This window comes from Streptomyces sp. NPDC052064 (assembly GCF_055585925.1).
Genome location: NZ_JBVJJE010000008.1, coordinates 64,567 through 85,611, shown reverse-complemented (window position 1 = coordinate 85,611; position 21,045 = coordinate 64,567). Strand labels below are relative to the sequence as shown.

The 21,045-nt window shown below is 70.7% G+C and carries 12 protein-coding genes; 8 read left to right on the top strand and 4 right to left on the bottom strand.

Annotation, left to right across the window (positions count from 1 at the left end; all coding sequences use genetic code 11):
• Positions 1 to 48: 48 nt before the first annotated feature.
• Positions 49 to 2,886, bottom strand: a complete 2,838-nt coding sequence (locus ACZ6TU_RS22305) for a glycoside hydrolase family 3 C-terminal domain-containing protein (protein WP_469550521.1) — start codon at positions 2,884 to 2,886, stop codon at positions 49 to 51.
• A gap of 370 nt (positions 2,887 to 3,256) precedes the next feature.
• Between ACZ6TU_RS22305 and ACZ6TU_RS22300 the strand changes: the two genes are divergently transcribed.
• The 7 genes from ACZ6TU_RS22300 (at position 3,257) to ACZ6TU_RS22270 (ending at position 14,212) form a co-directional block, all read left to right on the top strand.
• Positions 3,257 to 4,948, top strand: coding sequence for an extracellular solute-binding protein (locus tag ACZ6TU_RS22300; protein ID WP_469550518.1), 1,692 nt, complete (start codon positions 3,257 to 3,259; stop codon positions 4,946 to 4,948).
• Between the two features lie 27 nt (positions 4,949 to 4,975).
• A complete protein-coding gene (locus tag ACZ6TU_RS22295; RefSeq protein ID WP_467677091.1) occupies positions 4,976 to 6,010 on the top strand; it encodes an ABC transporter permease in 1,035 nt (344 codons plus the stop codon).
• Positions 6,007 to 6,942, top strand: a complete 936-nt coding sequence (locus ACZ6TU_RS22290; RefSeq protein ID WP_467677093.1) for a carbohydrate ABC transporter permease — start codon at positions 6,007 to 6,009, stop codon at positions 6,940 to 6,942. Before ACZ6TU_RS22295 ends, ACZ6TU_RS22290 begins: the two co-directional genes overlap by 4 nt.
• A gap of 161 nt (positions 6,943 to 7,103) precedes the next feature.
• Positions 7,104 to 9,314 (top strand): 1,4-beta-glucanase, encoded by a 2,211-nt coding sequence (locus ACZ6TU_RS22285; RefSeq protein WP_469550514.1) that lies wholly within the window; start codon positions 7,104 to 7,106, stop codon positions 9,312 to 9,314.
• Complete coding sequence (locus ACZ6TU_RS22280; RefSeq protein WP_469550511.1) at positions 9,314 to 11,278, top strand: beta-galactosidase; 1,965 nt, start codon at positions 9,314 to 9,316, stop codon at positions 11,276 to 11,278. The genes ACZ6TU_RS22285 and ACZ6TU_RS22280 overlap by 1 nt, the downstream gene beginning before the upstream one ends.
• On the top strand, positions 11,275 to 13,464 hold the full coding sequence (locus ACZ6TU_RS22275) for a glycosyl hydrolase family 95 catalytic domain-containing protein (protein ID WP_469550508.1): 2,190 nt from the start codon (positions 11,275 to 11,277) through the stop codon (positions 13,462 to 13,464). Before ACZ6TU_RS22280 ends, ACZ6TU_RS22275 begins: the two co-directional genes overlap by 4 nt.
• Before the next feature lie 34 nt (positions 13,465 to 13,498).
• Positions 13,499 to 14,212, top strand: coding sequence for a glycoside hydrolase family 12 protein (locus ACZ6TU_RS22270; protein WP_469550505.1), 714 nt, complete (start codon positions 13,499 to 13,501; stop codon positions 14,210 to 14,212).
• A gap of 30 nt (positions 14,213 to 14,242) precedes the next feature.
• Here ACZ6TU_RS22270 and ACZ6TU_RS22265 read toward each other — a convergent pair whose 3' ends face one another.
• The 3 genes from ACZ6TU_RS22265 to ACZ6TU_RS22255 form a co-directional block, all read right to left on the bottom strand.
• Entirely contained in the window at positions 14,243 to 15,430 is a 1,188-nt protein-coding gene (locus ACZ6TU_RS22265) for a sulfotransferase family protein (protein ID WP_469550501.1), read from the bottom strand.
• Positions 15,431 to 15,538: 108 nt separating this feature from the next.
• Positions 15,539 to 17,581: a glycoside hydrolase family 31 protein gene (locus ACZ6TU_RS22260; protein ID WP_469550498.1), complete on the bottom strand. Its 2,043-nt coding sequence runs from the start codon at positions 17,579 to 17,581 to the stop codon at positions 15,539 to 15,541.
• Positions 17,582 to 17,684: 103 nt separating this feature from the next.
• The gene (locus ACZ6TU_RS22255; RefSeq protein ID WP_467677107.1) at positions 17,685 to 18,698 is read right to left on the bottom strand and encodes a LacI family DNA-binding transcriptional regulator; all 1,014 of its coding nucleotides are present in this window, start codon (positions 18,696 to 18,698) and stop codon (positions 17,685 to 17,687) included.
• A 333-nt stretch (positions 18,699 to 19,031) separates the two neighbouring features.
• Here ACZ6TU_RS22255 and ACZ6TU_RS22250 point away from each other — a divergent pair, with 333 nt between their 5' ends.
• Positions 19,032 to 21,008, top strand: a complete 1,977-nt coding sequence (locus ACZ6TU_RS22250; protein ID WP_469550495.1) for an acyl-CoA dehydrogenase family protein — start codon at positions 19,032 to 19,034, stop codon at positions 21,006 to 21,008.
• Positions 21,009 to 21,045 lie beyond the last annotated feature (37 nt).

Genomic DNA, 21,045 nt, shown 5'->3' with positions numbered 1-21,045 from the left:
TGCCTTCCGGTGCCGGGCCCCTTCTTTGCGCCGGCCTGCTCCGGACCCTCAACCGGAGAAGCCGACGTGCGCGAGCCGCAGCGGGCCGCGCAGTCTCAGGTGCACGTCGTGCACGCCCGCGGCGACGACGGACGCGCCGAGCGAGACGTAGTCGTACGGGCTCGACGTGGGTGTGCCGGGCGACAGCACCGCGAGCGCCGGTCCGCCGTCGAGGGACAGCTCGACCGTGCCCTCACCGGCCACCTCCACCGTCACCTCGGCGATGCCGCGTCCGAAGTCGCAGCGCCGGTAGACCAGTTCGCCCGTCGCTCCGTCCGCCGGCGTCACCGCGTCGCCGGACACCTTCGTACGGTCGACGATCTCGATGCCGCTCTGCTCGTCGAAGCCGGCCGCGGCCAGACCGCCCGCGACGACCGCGCGCGGCAGGGCGGGCTCGCCGTCGAGCGTGACGGTCGTACGCAGCCGGACGTCCTCGCTGGAGGCCCCGGCCAGCAGTTCGTACGCGCCCGGCTCCACGCGCCACCGTTCCTGGGCGACATCCCAGAACGCGAAGGCGGACAGCGGGACTTCGAAGCCCAGCTCGGCCGTCCCCCGCGGGGCGAGGGTGACGCGGCGGTGGTCCAGCAGCTCGCGGCGCGGACGTGGCACCGACGGGTCGACGGCCCTGGTGTAGAGCTGGGCGACCTCGTCGGCGGTGACGTCACCGGTGTTGGTGACCGTGAAGGAGACGTGCACCGAGCCGTCCTCCACCCGGGCCGTCAGGCCGTCGTACGAGAACGACGTGTACGACAGGCCGTGCCCGAAGGGGAACAGGGGCGTGCCCTCGAAGTACAGGTACGTCTGACGGCTCCCGATCACGTCGTAGTCGAGGAGGCCGGGCAGGTCGGCGTCGTCGGCGTACCAGGTCTGCGGGAGGCGGCCGGCAGGGGAGACGTCGCCGGCCAGCACGCGGGCCAGGGCGGTGCCGGCCGCCTGGCCGCCGTGCGCGGTCCACAGCACGGCCGGAAGGTCCGCCGGGTCGACCGCGTACGGGTACGCGGAGACCAGCGCCAGCACGGTCGCCGGGTTCGCCGCGCGGGCGGCCCGCAACAGCCGCTCCTGGTGCCCGGGGAGCCGCAGGGTCGTACGGTCCTCGGTCTCGCGGCCGTTGATGTGCGGGTCGTTGCCCGCCACCACCACGACCACGTCGGCCCGCGCGGCGGCCCGTGCCACCGCCTCCTCGCCGCGCTCGGCGACGACCAGCTCGAACACCTCGGGATCTTCGTCGGCAACCTTCACGCCGTCGGCGGAGACACACACGTGGCGACCCGTTCCCAGGTGCTTCAGGAGGTGCCCGTTCTCGTGCGGTTCCAGGCGGAACGTCTCCTGGACGATCCAGCCGCCCGGCTGGTCGGCGGAGGCGCGGACGCGGCCGTCGTCGGCGACCGAGAGGTAGCGGCCGTCGGGCGCGCGCAGGGTCAGCACGCCCTCGCCCCAGTCGACCAGCGCCAGTTCGGTGCCGGTCGCGTCGGTGGTGAGCGCGGGCAGGTCGGTGCGGCCCGCGAGCAGCGCCGGGTCGAGCGCGCCCTCGGCACCGCGCACCTCGTCGGCGGCGTCCTCGGCCACCGGTACGTGCAGGAAGGCGCCCGCCGAGGTCTTCAGCCGGACCCGGTCCACGCCCTCCGCGAACTCCACCCGCTCCGCGCCGAACCGCTCGTACAGGCCCTCCAGCGGGGTCGAGCGGTGGATGAGCGTGCCGCTGTACCAGTCGAGCTTGCACTCGTCGGCGAGCAGGCCGACCACCGCGACCCGGGTGTCCGGGGCGAGCGGCAGCACCCCGTCGTTCTTCAGCAGCACGACGGCCTGCTCGGCGGCCTCCTGCGCGAGGGCGCGGTGCGCCGGGGTGTCGAACTCGCTGGTGGCGTCGTGCGGGTCGTACTCCGGGTCGAACTCGCCGAGCCGGAAGCGGACCGAGAGCTGGCGGCGCACGGCCGTGTCGACGTCGGCCTCGGTCAGCAACCCGCGATCCAGGGCGCCTTGCAGGCGGCCGATCATCTGCGAGGAGTCCGTGCCGTGGTCCGTGAAGCTGTCGACGCCCGCCACGAGGGAGGCCGCGGTGGCCTCCTCATGGGTGTCGAAGTAGTGCTCGGAGTCGACCAGGTTGCTCGGCGCGCCCGCGTCCGAGCAGACCAGCAGATCCGCGTCGGTCCAGGCACGCAGGTGCTCGCCCAGGTAGGGGGAGACGTGGTTGGGGCGGCCGTTGACCAGGTTGTACGCCGGCATCACCCCGGCCACCGCACCCGCCTCGACGGTCTCGCGGAAGGCCTTCAGGTCGTACTCGTGCAGCACGCGCGGGCGCACGGAGCTCGACGTCGTGGACCGGTCCGTCTCGTTGTTGTGGGCGAGCCAGTGCTTCAGCACGGGCGCCGTGCGCCAGTAGGTCGGGTGGTTGCCGCGCAGGCCGTGCGTGTAGGCGGTGGCGATCGCCGAGGTGAGCTTCGGGTCCTCCGAGTAGCCCTCCTCGTTGCGGCCCCAGAGGGGGTGGCGCAGCAGGTTGACGGTCGGCGCCCAGACGTTGAGGCCGACCCGGTCGTCCTTGGCGCGCATCGCGCGGATCTCCTTGGACACAGTGTCGCCGACGCGCCGCACCAGCTCCGGGTTCCAGGTGGCGCCGAGGCCGACAGCCTGCGGGAACACCGTCGCCGGGCCCATCCACGCCACGCCGTGCAGGGCCTCCTGGCCGGTGCGGAAGGCGGCGATGCCGAGCCGTTCGACGGCGGGTGCGAACTGGTGCAGGAAGGCGATCTTCTCCGCCGGCGTGAGCCGCGACAGGAGGTCGTCGATCCGCTTCGCGAACGGCAGGCGCGGATCGCGGAACGGCGGACTGGGCGGCGTGTGTGCGGTCACGTGGGTTCCCTCTGGGATGGAGCGGCAAGGCGCTTTCGAAGCGCTTCGATGCTCATTCGACGTGGGGGTGGGTGTCAAGACACCCCGGCGCAACAACTCCGGCCTTTCGGCGGCATTCCAAGCGGCCGGCGCGTCAGATATCGATCGCGCACACCCCTGAGGAATCTTGGAATCGCCCCTTGTGCACCCCTGGGTGTTCACTTAACCTCGCAGCAACATCGAAGCGCTTCGACTGTGAAGTCCGCCACCAGGTGGTGCGCATTCCTCGTCACGCGTCGGAGTATCGCTTCGGCTCAGCCAGTTCCACTCGAGACACCGCAGCCGACGGCCCACCGCCGGGTGTCCTGGTGCGCCATGAAGGGTTGACGCAATGACGCCGAACGCCGCCTCCGCCTCCTCCGGACCGAGCCGGAGAAGTTTCCTCGCCTCCACGGCGGTCGCCACCGCAGCGGTGGCGGGCGGGATGCCGTTGCTTGCCGCGTGTGGCGGGTCGGACAGCGGGTCGCGGGACGGGACCACGTCGGGCAAGGACGCCAAGAAGATCCTGCCGGCCTTCGTGGCCGGCAACGTGGTGAAGCCGGACATCCCGGCCAAGAACGGCTCGGCGATCGGTTTCACCAGCAAGCTCGACCTGGCCACTTTGAAGACCTCGGTCACGAAGAAGCTCGGCAAGGGTGGCAAGGTCACCATCATGTCGCCGTTCTGGGGCTCCCCGCCTCAGCAGAACAACACCTACTACAGGGCGATGAACGACCTGATAGGCGTCGACGTCGTCTGGCAGAACCAGGACGGCAACACCTACGACCAGAAGCTCGGCGCCGTCCTCGCCTCCAGCAACATCCCGGATGTGGTGGTCGTCCCCGGCTGGAACATGAACGGCAAGATCCCGAGCGCCATCATCAACAAGTTCGCCGACCTCGGCCCGTACCTGTCCGGGGACGCGGTCAAGGAGTACCCGAACCTCGCCGCGATCCCCACGGACGCCTGGCAGCGTTCCCTCTTCGGCGGGAAACTGCGCGGCCTGCCGCAGCCCGCCCCGTACGTCACCGGCATCGTGCCGCTGTACCGCAAGGACGTCTTCGACAAGGAGGGATACGAGATCCCCCGGTCGGCGGACGAGTTCATGGCCCTGGCCAAGGAGATCACCAACGCCAAGGCCAAGCGGTGGGCCTGCCTCGACATGAAGTGGACCGCCTTCCAGAACTTCGGGGTGCTCTCGGGCAGCGAGAAGCCGCTGTGGTGGAACCTCGTCGACGGCAAGCTGATGTGCCGCATCGAGACCGAGGAGTACCTCGAGGCCCTGGAGTGGACCCGCAAGCTCTTCGCCGCCGGAGTCGTGCACCCCGACTCCGAGTTGGGCAAGAACGCCCCCGACCCCGGCCCCAAGTTCGCCGCCGGCGAGTTCCTGATCTACCCCAACAACATCACCCAGTGGTGGAGCCGCACCGGCGAACAGGCCTCCCAGAACCCGGAGTTCAAGATCTGGGGCATGGACATCTGGGGCCACGACGGCGGCAACCCAGACCTCTGGGCCGAACAGCCGGCCGGCATCTTCGCCTTCATCAACAAGAAGGCCTCCGAGTCGGTCATCCGTGACGTGCTGGCCGTCGCCAACGTCACCGCCGCGCCGTACGGCACCAAGGAGTACATGATGACCAACTACGGCGTCGAGGGCACCCACTACTCCGTCAAGGACGGCGTCCCGGTCAAGACCGACAAGGGCAACAACGAGGTGATGAACGCCTACGTGATGGTCGCGAGCCCTGCGGCGACTCTCGCCCACCCCGACTTCCCGGACGTCGCCAAGGGCCAAGTCGAGTGGCAGCAGCGGATGGGCGCCTTCACCAAGAAGTCCTCCTTCTGGGGCATGCAGATCACCGAGCCTGGCCGCTACACCAACCTCGGCAACGACTTCGAGCAGCTCGAGGACGACATCACCCGCGGCCGCAAGAAGATCAGCGACATGCAGCAGGCCGTCTCCGACTGGAAGAGCAAGGGCGGCGACAAGCTGCGCGACTGGTACAAGAAGATCCTCGACGAGAACGGCTCGGCGGCGAGCTGACCAGGCTCTGAGGCAAGGAGAACGGCCGTGTCCCACAGCACGGTGCCTCGGAGCAGGGCCGAGGCCGACATGACGGAGAAGACCCCGGGGGCGTCCGGCGGCGCCACCGGTTCACCGGAGAAGCGACCCTCGGGGAAACTGAGCCTGTGGCTCAGGTTCAGACGCGACCGCGTCCTGCTCCTGATGACCCTGCCGGCCGTCGTGCTGGTCCTGGTCTTCAACTACCTGCCGATCCTCGGCAACGTCGTCGCCTTCCAGGACTACGACCCCTACATCAGCGACAACGGCATCGTCTCCATGCTCAACAGCCCCTTCGTGGGCGTGGAGAACTTCCAGCGGATCTTCGAGGACTCGGCATTCTGGAACGCCGTCCAGAACACGCTGGTGCTGTTCTCCCTCCAGCTCGTGCTGTTCTTCCCGATCCCGATCCTGCTCGCGCTGCTCATCAACAGCGTGGTCAGGCCCCGGGTGCGGGCGGTGGCACAGGCCGTTCTCTACCTGCCGCACTTCTTCTCCTGGGTGCTGGTCATCGCCGTCTTCCAGCAGATCTTCGGCGGCGCGGGCATCCTCTCCCAGCTGCTGCGGCAGCACGATTACAACGGCATCAACATCATGACCGACCCGAACACCTTCCCCCTCCTGATCACCGCGCAGAGCGTGTGGAAGGACGCCGGGTGGGGGATCATCGTCTTCCTCGCCGCGCTGGCCTCGGTCAGCCCGGACCTGTACGAGGCCGCCGCGATGGACGGCGCCGGCCGCTGGCGCCGCATGTGGCATGTCACGCTTCCCGCGCTGCGCCCGGTGATCGCCTTGCTGCTGGTCCTGCGGGTCGGCGACGCCCTCACCGTCGGTTTCGAGCAGATCCTGCTGCAACGCGACGCCGTCGGACCGGGCGCGGCCGAGGTCCTCGACACCTTCGTGTGGTGGAACGGCGTGCGCAACCAGGACTTCGGCTACGCGGCCGCCGCCGGACTCATCAAGGGCGTGGTCAGCATCGGCTTGGTCCTCGCCGCGAACAAGGTGGCCCATCTTATGGGCGAGCAGGGGGTGTACAAGAAGTGAGCGCCGTCATCGACAAGCCGGTGAAGGAACCTGGCTGGTGGGAGGCGCCGCCCCGGCCCGCCTGGGAGGAGGCGCCCTCCAGGGCCGGTCTCGCCGGCAAGGGTCTCGCCCTGTCGCTGGCCTGCCTGGCGATTCTCTTCCCGCTGTGGATCGTGGTCGTCACCAGCCTGTCCTCACGCAAGACCATCGACGAGGCCGGCGGCCTGGTGATGGTGCCCAAGGACATCACCTTCATCGCCTACAAGGAACTGCTCAGCGGCGGCCAGGTCACCCGCGCGGCGATCATCAGCGTCCTCGTCACCCTGGTCGGCACGCTGTTCTCGATGACGGTGTCCGTCCTGTGTGCCTACGGCCTGTCCCGCAGCGGCTCCCTCGGCCACCGCTGGATCCTGATGATGCTGCTGGCGACCATGTTCTTCAGCGCCGGTCTCATCCCGACCTACCTTCTGGTGCAGTCCCTTGGCCTGACCGACAGCTATCTGGCGCTGATCCTGCCGAGTGCCCTCAGCGTCTTCAACATCCTCGTGCTGCGCGGCTTCTTCATGGGGATCTCGCAGGAGCTCATCGACAGTGCGCGGATCGACGGGGCCGGGGACTTCCGGGTCCTGTGGCAGATCGTCATGCCGTTGTCGCGGGCGGTGCTCGCCGTTATCACGCTGTTCTACGCCGTCGGGTACTGGAGCGCCTGGTTCAACGCCTCCCTGTACCTGAACGACCAGGACATGATGCCGTTGCAGAACGTCATGATCCAGCTGGTGCAGAAGCAGGAAGCACCGGTGGGGTTGGGCCAGGCCATCAAGACCGGGCAGCTGTCGGGCCTGGCCGTGCAGATGGCCGTCATGGTGATGGCCCTCCTGCCGGTCGCCGTCCTGTCGCCCTTCGTCCAGAAGCACTTCAAGAAGGGCATGCTCACGGGGGCCGTCAAGGGGTGATGCCCCTTGTGTGAGTTCTCGGCGTAGGGCTTTCGGCCGTTCCTCGTCCGCGGCTGCGTCGTGGTGGTTCGCGCCCACGCGGCGGAGCCGCATGTCAAGCAGGGCCCCGCGCCCCCAAGACACTCCCCCCAACTCCCCGTCCGCAAGAACCGAGGTATGTCATGAGCACGTTCCACCTCAGCAGACGCGCAGTGCTCGCCGGAACCGCTGCCGCCGCTGCGGTCGCCACCCTTCCGGTCCTCCAGGGGCGTGCCCAGGCCGCCGTCCCCGCCGCAGGCGGCGCCTACCGCTGGCGCAACGCCGTCCAGGGCGGCACCGGATTCGTCACCGGCGTCCTCTTCCACCCCTCCGTCCGCGGCCTCGCCTACGCCCGTACCGACATCGGCGGTGCCTACCGCTGGGACGACCGGACCGACCGCTGGATTCCGCTGACCGACCACATCGGCTGGGACGACTGGAACCTGCTCGGTGTGGAGGCGATGGCCGTCGACCCGGCCCATCCGAACCGGCTGTACCTCTCCCTCGGTACGTACGCGCAGTCCTGGGCAGGCAACGGAGCCGTGCTGCGATCGGAGGACCGTGGCGCGACCTGGAAGCGCACCGACCTCAGCGTGAAGCTCGGGGCCAACGAGGACGGGCGTGGCTGCGGGGAGCGGCTGCTCGTCGACCCGCGGGACAGTGACACGCTGTGGCTGGGCACCCGGCACGACGGGCTGCTCAAGTCGACCGACCGGGGCGCCACCTGGACGGCCGTGAGCTTCCCGGCCACCCCCAGCGCCACCGGCCAGGGCATCACCCTCCTCGCCGCCGCCGGCCGTGCCGTCTACGCCGGCTGGGGCGACTCCGACGGCACCTCCGCGAACCTCTACAGAACCACCGACGGCACGACCTGGAAAGCCGTCCCCGGGCAGCCCACCGGCACCGCCGCCAAGGTTCCGGTCCGGGCAGCGTACGACCGGCACACCTGCGAGCTGTACGTGACGTACGCCAACGCCCCGGGCCCCAACGGCCAGTCCGAGGGCAGCGTGCACAAGCTGCGTACGACCACCGGGAAGTGGACCGAGGTCACGCCCGTGAAGCCCGGCGGGCCGACGAGCGACGGCGGGACCGACTCCTTCGGCTACGGCGGTGTCGCCGTCGACGCCCGTCGCCCCGGCACGGTCGTCGTCTCCACCAACAACCGCTGGTCGCTGGTCGACACCCTGTACCGGACCACCAACGGCGGCCGCACCTGGACGTCCCTGAAGGACAAGGCCGTCCTCGACGTCTCCGAGACGCCCTTCCTCACGTTCGGCGCCGACAAGCCCAAGTTCGGCTGGTGGATCCAGGCCGTCGGCCTCGACCCGTTCGACTCCGAGCACATCGTCTACGGCACCGGCGCGACCCTCTACGGCACCCGTGACCTCAAGAACTGGGCCCCGCAGATCCGCGGCCTGGAGGAGGCGTCCATACGGCAGCTGGTCTCGCCTCCGACCGGCGAGGCGCATCTGATCAGCGGCTCCGGCGACATCGGCGTCATGTACCACGAGCGGCTCACGGCGTCCCCCTCGCGCGGCATGGCGTCGAACCCGGTGTTCGGCACGGCGACCGGACTCGCGCTGGCCGCGGCCAAGCCGTCGTACGTCGTCCGGGCCGGGTGGGGCGACCACGGCAACGGCGCCTACTCGAACGACGGCGGCAAGACCTGGGCGCCCTTCAAGGCGCAACCCGCCATCGCCAAGGACGCGCCGGGGCCGATCGCCACCAACGCCGACGGCAGCGTGCTGCTGTGGTCCTTCGCGCACTGGGACGGCACCACGTACCCGGCTCACCGCTCGGCGGACAACGGCGCCACCTGGACCGAGGTCTCCTCCTACCCGAAGGGCGCCGCCCCGGTCGCGGACCCGGTCGATCCGAAGCGCTTCTACGCCTTCGACACCACCACCGGCACACTGCACGCCAGCACCGACGGCGGCCTGACCTTCACCGCCCGGGCCACCGGCCTGAACTCGGGCGACACCGAGTTCCGGCTCGTCGCGGCCCCGGGACGCTCCGGCGACCTGTGGCTGAGCCTGAAGTGGAACGGCCTGTACCGATCCACCGACGGTGGCGCGACCTTCACGAAGGTCAGCAGCTGCTGGGCCTCGTACACGCTCGGCTTCGGCAAGGCCGCCGAGGGCGCCTCCTACCCGGCGGTCTACATGGTCGGCTCCACCGAGACGATCACCGCCGTGTACCGCTCGGACGACGAGGCGAAGACCTGGGTGCGCGTCAACGACGACCAGCACCAGTGGGGCTGGATCGGCGCGGCCATCACCGGCGACCCCCGCGTCTACGGCCGCGTCTACATCGCCACCAACGGGCGCGGAGTGCAGTACGGGGAGCCGGCCTGATGCCCGGCCTGAGCGATGCCACCCGGGGGCGTCTCCTCTTCGGCGGCGACTACAACCCGGAGCAGTGGCCGCAGGAGACCTGGCACGAGGACGTCCGGCTGATGAAGGACGCCGGCGTCAACTCCGTGACCCTCGGGGTCTTCTCGTGGTCGACGCTGGAACCGGAGCCCGGCGCACGGGAGTTCGGCTGGCTGGACACGCTGATGGACCTGATGCACGAGGGAGGCATCGGTGTCGTCCTCGCCACCCCCACCTCCTCGCCCCCGCCCTGGATGGGCCGGCTGCACCCCGACACCCTGCCCGTCACCGAGGACGGCCGCACCGAGTGGTGGGGCGGCCGTCAGCACTTCTCGCACTCCAGCGCCACCTACCGGCGCTACGCCGCCGCCATCACCGAGGACCTGGCCGCCCGCTACGGCGGCCACCCGGCCCTGACGATGTGGCACATCAACAACGAGTACTGCACCTTCGACTACGGCGACGAGGCGGCGGCCGCCTTCCGCCGCTGGCTGCGCGAGAGGTACGGCACCCTCGACGCCCTCAACGAGGCCTGGGGCACCGCCTTCTGGAGCCAGGGCTACGACTGCTGGGACGGCATCCTGCCGCCCCGCCTGCCGCACTACATGCGCAACCCCTCCCAGGTCCTGGACTTCCGGCGCTTCACCTCCGACATGCTCCTGGAGTGTTACACCGCCGAGCGGGACATCGTCCGGCGTCACACCCCGCACCTCCCGGTCACCAGCAACTTCATGCCGCTGTGGTTCGGGCAGGACGCGTGGCGCTGGGCGGAGGAGGAGGACGTCGTGTCCGTCGACCTCTACCCGGACCCGCGTGATCCGCTCGGGGCCCAGAACGGCGCGCTCGTCCAGGACATGACCCGCTCCCAGGCGCGCGGGCCCTGGATGCTCATGGAGCAGGCGGCCGGGCCGGTCAACTGGCGGGGCGTGAACCACCCCAAGCCGCGCGGCCTCAACCGGCTGTGGTCCCTCCAGGCCGTGGCCCGGGGCGCCGACGCCGTGTGCTACTTCCAGTGGCGGCAGTCCCGGCAGGGCGCGGAGAAGTTCCACTCCGGCATGGTCAGCCACGCGGGGGAGGAGGGCCGTACGTACCAGGAGGTCAGGCAGCTCGGCGCGGACCTGGCGAAGATCGCCCCCCAGGTGGCCGGCCGGCACATCACCGCGAACGTCGCCGTCCTGCACGACTGGAACGCCTGGTGGGCAGGCGCCCAGGACGGCCGCCCGTCCAGCCAGGTGGACTACCCGGACGTCCTGCGCGCCTGGCACCGGGCCCTCTGGCAGGCGCACCTCACCACCGACTTCGCCCACCCCGAGCACGATCTGACGCCGTACTCGGTGGTCGTCGTGCCCCAGCTGTACGCGCTCACCGACGCGGCGATCGACAACCTCCTCGCCTACGTCCACGGCGGCGGCACCCTCGTCTGCGGCTTCCTGACCGGCGTCGCCGACGAGGACGACCGCGTGCGCCCCGGCGGCATGGACGCCCGGCTGCGGGAGCTGTTCGGCATCCGCACGCTGCACGAGTGGTGGCCGCTGGACGCGGACGAGACCGTCGCGTGCGGGGCCTTCCGCGGCACGCTGTGGTCCGAGGAGATCGAGCCCGCCGACCCCGACGACACGACCTGCTACAAGGGCGGCGAACTGGACGGCATGCCCGCCGTACTGCGCAAGGGCCGGGCCTGGTACGTCTCCACGCTCCCGGAGCCCGAGGCCTTGCGCGATCTGCTGGCCCGGATCGCCGGCGACGCGGGCGTCCGGCCGGTGCTCGACGGCCTCCCCGAGCAGGTCGAGGCCGTCCTCCGGGGCGAGGTGCTGTTCGTGCTCAACCACGGCCGCGAGCCGGTGACCGTCGAGGTCCCCGGCACCCGCCACGACCTGCTGACGGGGACGGCCGTCACCGACCGGGTCACCCTCGGCCGCTACGGGGCGGCGGTGCTCCGGCCATGACCGACGCCGCACCCGTCCACGGCACGTGGGAGCCACACCCGGCCGCTCGCTGGGAGGACGGCTACCTGAGCGGCAACGGCCACCACGGCGTCCTCGTGTTCGGCGACCCGAACGACGAGCGGGTCGTCGTCACCCACCACACGCTGGTACGGCCCAACGGCAGGGACTCCCGGCCCCCGCGGCTCGCCGACGGCGTTCCCGCCCTCCAGGACCGCCTCCTGGCGGGTGACACGACGGCGGCCGAGAGCTTCACGGACGGCCGGCCGCTCCAGTGGGTGCAGCCTTTCCACCCGGCCTTCCAGGTCCGGCTGCGCCGGCCGCCGGGCGACTGCCCCGACTACCGGCGCGACGTCGACTTCACCACCGGTGTGGTGCGGGCGGCCTGCACCGGCTGGACGAGCCGCGTCTTCGTCTCCCGCGCCGACGACGTGATCGTGCGGCAGGTCACCGGCCCCGGCCTCACCCTCGACATCGACCTGGACCACCGGCTGCCGGGCGCCCCCGCCGGACTGGGCGTCGGCCACGGAGCCGTCCTCACCCCCGAGGGCGCTCTGCTCAGCCTGCGCGCCCGCTACCCGGACAGCGACCGCGCCTGCACCGGTGTAACCCTGATCGCCGTCACCGGCGGCACGACGACCCTCGTGCCGCCCGGCGTGCACATCGAGGGCGCCCGGTCCGTGCTGCTCCTCACCCGGGTGCACCGGCACACCGGCGAACTGGACGTGGTCGCGGAGGGGCGAGCCCTGCGCGACCTGCTCACCGAGTACGACGAGCTTCTCGGCCGCCACGTCGCCCTGCACCGCACCGCCTACGAGCGCGTCACCCTCGACCTGGCCGCCGACCCCGCCGAACGGGCCCTGCCGGGCTCGGAGCTGCTCAAGCAGCCCCGCAGCGCCGCCCTGCTGGAGCGCCTGTTCGCGGCCGGCCGCTATCACCTGCTCTCCGCGAGCGGCCTCTTCCCGCCCCGCCTGACCGGACTGTGGACCGGCGACTGGAACACGGCCTGGTCGGGTGCGTTCACCAACGACGCCAACCTCGGCCTCCAGACCGCCTCCGCCGCTGCCGCCGCCCTCCCAGAGGTCACCGAGGCCCACGCCTCGCTGATCCACCGCCAGCTGCCCGACTGGCGCGACAACTCCCGCGCGGTCTTCGGCACCCGGGGCGTCGTCGCACCCGCTCACACCGACGGCGAGTCCGGCCACTCGTACCACTTCAGCCGCGAGTATCCGCTGCACCTGTGGACCGCCGGCGCCGACTGGCTGCTCAAGCCGCTCGTCGACCACGACGAGACCCACGGCACCCGCGACCCGCGCACCGCCACCGCTCTCGCCGAAGTCGCCCTGTTCTACGAGGACTTCCTCACTCGCACGGACGAGAACGGCCGGCTCGTCGTCGTTCCGTCCTACTCGCCCGAGAACCGCCCCGCCAACGCGAGCTGGGGCACCCTCAACGCGGCCATGGACCTCTCCGCGGCCCGCCACGCCCTGCGCACGGCCGCCACCTACCACCCGGGCCCCGACGCCGACCGCTGGCGCGCCCTCGCCGACCGGCTCCCACCGCACCGGATCAACGCGGACGGAGCCCTCGCGGAATGGGCCTGGCCGGGCCTGGAGGACTCCTACGACCACCGGCACCTCAGCCACCTCTACGGCGTCTGGCCGCTCGACGAGATCACCCCCTACGACACCCCCGAACTCGCGGCCGCCGCGCACCGCGCCCTCGAACTGCGCGGCGCCGAGAACGACTCCGCGCACGGCCACCTGCACCACGCCCTCATCGCGGCCCGGCTCAGGGACGGCGGCCGCGTCGCCCACGCCCTCGGACAGGTCCTGGACGGCGACTTCTTCCACGCCTCCCTGATGAGCGCCCACTACCCGAAGCGGGACGTCTACAACGCCGACGCCGCGCACGCCCTGCCCGCCGTGCTGATCGAGATGCTCGTGCAGTCGACCCCGGACCGGCTGGTGCTGCTGCCCGCGCTTCCGGCGGCGTACCCCAGCGGCGCACTGCGCGGTGTGCGCACCCGGTTCGGCGCCGAGATCGACCTCACCTGGTCCCCGGACGGCGCAGCCGCCGTCATCCGGCCGGGCCGTACCCACCGCGTCGAACTGCGGACTTCCTCCGGCTCAGAATCCCTCCACCTGGTCGCCGGAGAAGACCACGTCCTCACCCTGAGGTCGTGGTAGTTCCCCCATCCCCCCACCCCATGGAAGGGACACCATGGCATCACGCACTTTGAGCAGGGTCACCAAGGCCCTGCTCGCCCCGGCCCTGGCACTCGGCGCGACCATAGGCCTCGCCTCCGCCCCCGCCTCGGCCGCCGTCTGGAACTCCTGCGGCCAGTGGGCGAACACGAGCCTGAACGGCTACACGCTCTACAACAACATCTGGGGCAGCGGCGCCGGCGCCCAGTGCATCTGGGCCAACTCCGGCACCAACTGGGGCGTCAACGCCAACCACCCCAACACCGGCGGCATCAAGTCCTACCCGAACCAGACAAAGGCGATCAACAAGTCCATCACCTCGCTGGGCTCGCTGTCCAGCAGCTACAACGTCAGCGTCCCGTCGTCCGGCGCGTACAACACGTCGTACGACATCTGGGACACGGACCACGACTACGAGATCATGCTCTGGGTCAACAAGACCGGAGCCGTCGGCCCGATCGGCACCTCGCAGGGCAGCGTCAGCCTCGGCGGCCACACCTGGAACGTCTTCAAGGGCACCAACGGCGCCAACCAGGTGTTCTCGTTCATTCGCACCTCCAACTCCAGCTCCGGCACCGTCAACATCCTGCCGATCCTGAAGTGGATCAAGGACACCAAGCGCTGGATGGGCAACGAGACCATCGGTGACGTCCAGTTCGGCTTCGAGATCACCTCGTCGTCCGGCGGCCTGGACTTCCGCACCAACAGCATGTCCGTCAGCAGCAGCTGACGCCGTACCCGGGGCCGGGGCCGACCGCCGTCAAGAGCGGTCGACCTCGGCCCGCAGCGCGTTGTACTCGACGAAGGCCGACTCGACCTCGGCCCGGGTCAGGCCGTAACGGGACAGGTCGTAGGTGTGCTTGCGGCTGCCCTTGGGGCGGGCGACGGCCGCGGGGAGACGGGCCGCGTCGGCCTCGGTCCAAGGGGCGCCGACGGCCGCGTAGAGCTTCGGGGCGCCGGTGGCGGGGTCGGAACCGAGCCAGGAGTACGGGGCGTCCACCAGCTGCTCCGCCGGGATGGCGGCCCGGGCCGCGAGACCGCGCGTCATGGCACGGCTCAGCAGACCGAGCCAGGTGGCGCCGATGCCGGCAAGGTCGAGCGGGCGGGTGCTGACGGCCATGCCGTGCTCGATCAGGCTGCAGAAGGACGCCACGACGGTGACCGGGTCGCGGTGGCACCACACGATGGTGGCGTCGGGGAAGACCGTGCGCAGCGCGTCCAGGTTCTCCAGGTGCATCGGGGACTTCAGCACCCAGCGCCGCCGCGGACGGCCGTACTGGAGCACCTGGTAGACCTGCTTGAGGTACCGGTAGTCGGCGACGAAGTCCCGCTCGCAGTGCCAGGCCAGGTACTCCGGGATACGGGCCTGGGAGAACGGCATCAGGGCGTGCGGGAGCGCGAACGTGCACTCCTCGGGCCCCTCGGCGGCCATCGCGTGGATGTCGCGGAAGCGCGGCGTGAAGAGGTTCGTGCCCTGCACCAGCCGGCGCCCGGCCGTGATCGCCTTGCGCCGCTGCCGGGGCGGCAACTCCGGGTCGGGACCGAGCAGTTCCCACAGCAGGGGGCACCGGTGCCCGTCCGAGACCGACAGCACGGAGTGCGTGACCGTGGTGGCGGTGCGCGGCAGTCCCACGACGAACACCGGCTTCTCGATCGGCTCCCGCCCGATCTCCGGATGCTCGGCGACAAGCCGCAGGACGCGGGCCCGGTTGGCGAGATGCCGGCGCACGTGGACCTGCGCCGACTGCCAGCCGACCGGCGTCAGCCGATCGGCCTTCGCCCACCACCCCAGCAGCGACCGGAAGCCGTCGACGAACTCCCGGTCTCCCGGCGCCTCGCCGGTCTCCACCACGATGCGGTCGAAGATCCGGTCCGGGTCCCGGCGGGAGCCGAAGCCCGGCCGCAGCAACAGATTCGCCAGCGTGAGGGCGAGCGGAGACGTGGACACGCAGGAAACCTATCCCCTCGAACCCGCCTGCGGTGGACGGAAGTTGGCCGAACAAGGGAGGGGGTGGCCGGAAGACTTCCATCGATCCGGCCACCCCTTCCGACGCGGCTACTCCGCTACAGGCAGCCGCGCCCCGTCCCGCAGAAACAGCGGGATGCGGTCCAGCGGGGCGTCGACCGTCACGGACCGACCGCCCTCGTACGTCTCACCCGTCCACGCGTCCGTCCACGTGGCCCCCGCCGGCAGGTACGCCGTACGGGCGGTGGCGCCGGCGGTGAGCACCGGGGCGACCAGCAGGTCCGGGCCGAAGAGGTAGGAGTCGTCGACCGACCAGGTGGCCTGGTCGTCCGGGAACTCCAGGAACAGCGGCCGCATCACCGGCAGGCCCTCCTCGTGCGCCTCCCGCATGACGCGCAGGACGTACGGCTTCAGGCGCTCGCGCAGCCGCAGGTACTTCTCCAGGACGGCCCCGGCCTTCTCCCCGTACGACCACACCTCGTTCGGGCCGCCCGTCATCTTCGGGCCGAGCGGCATGCCCGGGTCGCGGAAGCCGTGCAGGCGCATCAGCGGGGACAGCGCGCCGAACTGGAACCAGCGGACCATCACCTCCCGGTACGCCGGGTCGTCCGGGTCGCCGCCGTGGAAGCCGCCGATGTCGGTGTTCCACCACGGGATGCCCGACAGCGCGGTGTTGAGGCCGGCCGCGATCTGGCGGCGCAGGGTCGGGAAGTCGGTGCCGATGTCCCCGGACCACAGGGCGGCGCCGTAGCGCTGACTGCCGGCCCAGGCCGAGCGGTTGAGGCTGACGACCTCCTCCTCGCCGGTGGCGACGAGGCCCTCGTAGAACGTGCGGGCGTTCTCGGCCGGGTAGATGTTGCCGACCTCCAGGCCCGGGCCCGCCCAGTAGCGCAGGTTCTCCTGGAAGCCCGGCTTCAGCTCCGGCTCGCAGGCGTCCAGCCAGAACGCCGTGATGCCGTACGGGTCGAGGTAGTTCTCCTTCACCTTCGACCACACGAACTCCCGGGCCTCCGGGTTGGTTGCGTCGTAGAAGGCCACCTGGACCGTGGAGGCGACCTCCTTGTCGGGCCAGTCGGCGTGTGCCATCGGGCCGTACTGAGTGCCGATGAACCAGCCGCGCTGCTCCATGACCGGGTGGTTCTCGCTCAGCGGCGACACCGAGGGCCAGACGCTCACCACCAGCTTGATGCCGAGCTCCTCCAGCTCGCGCACCATCGCCGCCGGGTCCGGCCACTCCTTCGGGTCGAACTTCCACTCGCCGAGGTGCGTCCAGTGGAAGAAGTCGCAGACGATCGCGGAGATGGGCAGGCCCCGCCGCTTGTACTCACGGGCCACCGCCATGAGTTCGTCCTGGGTGCGGTAGCGCAGCTTGCACTGCCAGAAGCCCGCCGCCCACTCCGGCAGCATCGGCGTCCGGCCGGTCACCGCGCTGTAGCGGCGCTGGGCGGCGGCCGGGTCGCCCGCCGTGATCCAGTAGTCGATCTGCCGGGCCGAGTCGGCGACCCACCGGGTGCCGTTGTGCGCGAGTTCCACGCGGCCGATCGCCGGGTTGTTCCACAGCAGGGTGTAGCCGCGGCTGGAGGTCAGCACCGGGATGCCGACCTCGGCGTTGCGCTGGACCAGGTCGAGGACCAGACCCTTCTGGTCGAGGCGCCCGTGCTGGTGCTGGCCGAGGCCGTACAGCTTCTCGTCGTCGTACGCGGCGAAGCGCTGCTCCAGGCGGTGGTGGCCGTTGCCGACGGCCGTGTAGAGGCGGGAGCCGGGCCACCAGAAGTGGGCGCGGTCCTCGGCGAGCAGCTCGGCGGAGTCCTCCGTCCGCAGGAAGCGGACCAGGCCCTCGGCGTTCACGTCGACGGTGAGCGCTCCGACGGTCAGCTGCCCGCGCCCGTCCTCGATCTTCACCGTGGACGGCGCCGCGGGGGCCTCGTCGAGGAGGGCGCCCGGGAGCCCTTCGAGCACCGGGCCGCCGAGCCGGGCCCGCACCCGGACCGCGTCCGGACCCCACGGCTCGATCCGTACGGTCTCCTGGCGGCCGCTCCACTCCAGCGCGCCGTCCCGCTCGCGGAACGTGCCGACGGTGGGGGAGGACTGCGCCAGACTCACCTGGGGCTGGGTTTCAGCAGGCTGATTCACGTGGCGGGCTCCTGTGCTCCTGGGGGAGTGCAGACAGAGGTGTGCGGACATGGAGGTGCCCTGGGAGGAGGGCGGTGGCCGGTGAGCGGGAGAAGGGCTGTGCCTACGGCCGGGTGGGCGCCGGCCCTGTGCTGCCCCGGACCGTCAGCTCGGGCGCGATCAGCACGACCTCGTCGCTGCCGCGCCCCTCGAACTTGGCGACCAGGTGTTCCACGGCGTGCCGGCCCATCTCCTGCGCGGGGATGGCGACCGACGTGAGCCGCACCGAGGCCTGCGTCGCGACCTGGTCGGGGCAGATCGCGACCACCGACACGTCCTCCGGCACGGCCCGGCCCTGCTGCCGCAGCAGCGCGAGCAGCGGCTCGACCGCCGACTCGTTCTGCACGATGATCCCCGTGGTCCCCGGGCGTTCGTCGAGGATCCGGGCGAGCGTCACGGCCATCGCGTCGTACCCGCCGTCGCACGGCCGGTGCAGCAGCCGCACGCCCAGCTCCCGGGAACGGGACCGAAGCCCGTCGAGGGTGCGCTCGGCGAAACCGGTGTGCCGCTCGTAGACGGCCGGGGCCTCGCCGATGACAGCGATGTCCTGGTGCCCCTGCTTCGCCAGGTGCTCCACGCACAGCGCGCCCGTCGCCCGGAAGTCCAGATCGACGCAGGTCAGCCCCGTGGTGTCGGCGGGCAGCCCGATCAGCACGGACGGCTGGTCCGTCGCGCGCAGCAACGGCAACCGCTCGTCGTCGAGTTCGACGTCCATCAGGATCATCCCGTCGGCGAGCCCGCTCCCGGCGACGCGGCGCACCGCGTCCGGGCCCTCCTCACCGGTGAGCAGCAGCACGTCGTACCCGTGCGCCCGCGCGGCGGTCGCAACCGCGATGGCGATCTCCATCATCACGGGCACGTACATGTCCGTGCGCAGCGGGACCATCAGCGCGATGATGTTCGACCTGCTGCTGGCCAGGGCACGGGCCCCGGCGTTCGGGTGGTACCCGAGCTCGCGGATGCTCTGCTCGACCCGCTGCCGGGTGTTCGCGGAGATGGACCGCTTGCCGCTGAGGACATAGCTCACCGTGCTCGCCGAGACTCCGGCGTGCTGGGCGACCTCGGCGAGGGTGACCATCCAGCTCTCCAAGCTTTGTGAAGCGCTTCGACAATGCGCGTTGCTGATATGGGTGGGTGAGGGTGGTTCGACAGTAGCTCCAGCGCGAGTGGGTGTCCATAGGTTGTCGAAGCGCTTCGATACCTATTTCTCAGGAGGGCGCCCGACTCCTGGCCGGCACCCTGATGCAACACCGTCGTCAGGCCCCCGACAAGTCCGGGAGCGCTCCGCCCCTTCGGCTGAACGGACGCGCGAGGACTGGTGGGAGCGTCCGGTTTCGGGTACGAACGATCCAGTAGCGCTGATCGGTAACGTACGGTCCTCAACAGCCCTATATGCGGCGAGGTGACCCTCATGTCCGCTTCCACCACCCCCTCTTCCCGTCCCGCCGTCACCGAGCGGGAGGCCCGTGAGGTGGCGGAGGCCGCCCGGGAACAGCACTGGCGCAAGCCCAGCTTCGCCAAGGAGCTGTTCCTCGGCCGCTTCCGGCTCGACCTCATCCACCCCCACCCCCTGCCGGCCGACGAGGCGGCCCAGCGCGGCGAGGAGTTCCTCGCCAAGCTCCGGGACTTCGTCGAGACGAAGGTCGACGCGGCCCTCATCGAGCGCGAGGCCCGGATCCCCGACGAGGTGATCGACGGGCTGAAGGAGCTCGGCGCCTTCGGCATGAAGATCGACACGAAGTACGGCGGGCTGGGCCTCACGCAGGTGTACTACAACAAGGCGCTCTCCCTGGCCGGCTCCGCCAGCCCCGCGATCGGCGTGCTGCTCTCCGCGCACCAGTCGATCGGCGTGCCGCAGCCGCTGAAACTGTTCGGCACGCAGGAACAGAAGGAGCGCTTCCTGCCGCGCTGCGCCCGCACGGACATCAGCGCCTTCCTGCTCACCGAGCCCGACGTCGGCTCCGACCCGGCCCGCCTCGCCACCACGGCCGTGCCCGACGATGGGGGCACCTCCCGCTCGAGCGGAGCCGAGAGTGGGGGAGACTACGTCCTGGACGGCGTGAAGCTGTGGACCACCAACGGTGTCGTCGCCGACCTGCTGGTCGTCATGGCCCGGGTCCCGAGGAGCGAGGGCCACAAGGGGGGTATCACGGCCTTCGTCGTGGAGACCAACTCGCCCGGCGTCACCGTCGAGAACCGCAACGCCTTCATGGGCCTGCGGGGCATCGAGAACGGCGTCACCCGCTTCCACCAGGTCCGGGTCCCCGCCGCCAATCGGGTCGGCGAGGAGGGCCAGGGCCTGAAGATCGCCCTGACCACGCTCAACACCGGGCGGCTCTCCCTGCCCGCCTCCTGTGTCGCGGCCGGCAAATGGTGCCTGAAGATCGCCCGGGAGTGGTCGGCGGCCCGCGAGCAGTGGGGCAAGCCCATCGCGCACCACGAGGCGGTCGGCTCCAAGATCTCCTTCATCGCGGCCACCACCTTCGCCCTGGAGGCCGTGACGGACCTGGCCTCGCAGATGGCCGACGAGGACCGCAACGACATCCGCATCGAAGGCGCCCTCGCCAAGCTGTACGCCTCCGAGATGGCCTGGCTGATGGCCGACGAGCTCGTCCAGATCCGCGGCGGCCGCGGATTCGAGACGGCCGAGTCCCTGCGGGCCCGCGGCGAGCGCGGCGTCCCCGCCGAGCAGGTGCTGCGCGACCTGCGCATCAACCGCATCTTCGAGGGCTCGACGGAGATCATGCATCTCCTCATCGCCCGCGAGGCCGTCGACGCCCACCTCTCGGTCGCAGGCGACCTCATCGACCCCGAGAAGTCCCTCGGCGACAAGGCCAAGGCGGGCGCGAACGCGGGCGTCTTCTACGCCAAGTGGCTCCCCAAACTGTTCGCGGGTCCGGGCCGGCTCCCCACCTCCTACGGCGAGTTCAGGCACGGCGTGGACCTCTCCGGGCACCTGCGCTACGTCGAGCGCACCGCCCGCAAGCTCGCCCGCTCCACCTTCTACGCCATGTCCCGCTGGCAGGGCCGGATGGAGTCCAAGCAGGGCTTCCTCGGCCGGATCGTCGACATCGGCGCCGAGCTGTTCGCCATGAGCGCGGCCTGCGTACGGGCCGAAATGCTGCGCAGCCAGGGCGACCACGGCCGCGAGGCCTACCAGCTCGCCGACGTCTTCTGCCGCCAGTCCCGGATCCGGATCGAGGAGCTCTTCAACCGCCTGTGGACCAACACCGACGACCTCGACCGCAAGGTCGTCAAGGGTGTCCTGTCGGGCACGTACGAGTGGCTGGAGCGCGGCATCGTCGACCCGTCGGGCGAGGGACCGTGGATCGCCGACGCGACACCGGGGCCGTCCCAGAAGGAGAACGTCCACCGGCCGATCCGGTAACCGGCCCTCAGGGGCGCGGGCCGGTGCGGCGCGCGCC

Bases quoted from the DNA above. Each gene is read 5' to 3' on its own strand.
- ACZ6TU_RS22250 (WP_469550495.1), top strand. From the start codon at position 19,032: ATGTCCGCTTCCACCACCCCCTCTTCCCGTCCCGCCGTCACCGAGCGG.
- ACZ6TU_RS22270 (WP_469550505.1), top strand. From the start codon at position 13,499: ATGGCATCACGCACTTTGAGCAGGGTCACCAAGGCCCTGCTCGCCCCG.
- ACZ6TU_RS22300 (WP_469550518.1), top strand. From the start codon at position 3,257: ATGACGCCGAACGCCGCCTCCGCCTCCTCCGGACCGAGCCGGAGAAGT.
- ACZ6TU_RS22280 (WP_469550511.1), top strand. From the start codon at position 9,314: ATGCCCGGCCTGAGCGATGCCACCCGGGGGCGTCTCCTCTTCGGCGGC.
- ACZ6TU_RS22285 (WP_469550514.1), top strand. From the start codon at position 7,104: ATGAGCACGTTCCACCTCAGCAGACGCGCAGTGCTCGCCGGAACCGCT.
- ACZ6TU_RS22255 (WP_467677107.1), bottom strand. From the start codon at position 18,698: ATGGTCACCCTCGCCGAGGTCGCCCAGCACGCCGGAGTCTCGGCGAGC.
- ACZ6TU_RS22275 (WP_469550508.1), top strand. From the start codon at position 11,275: ATGACCGACGCCGCACCCGTCCACGGCACGTGGGAGCCACACCCGGCC.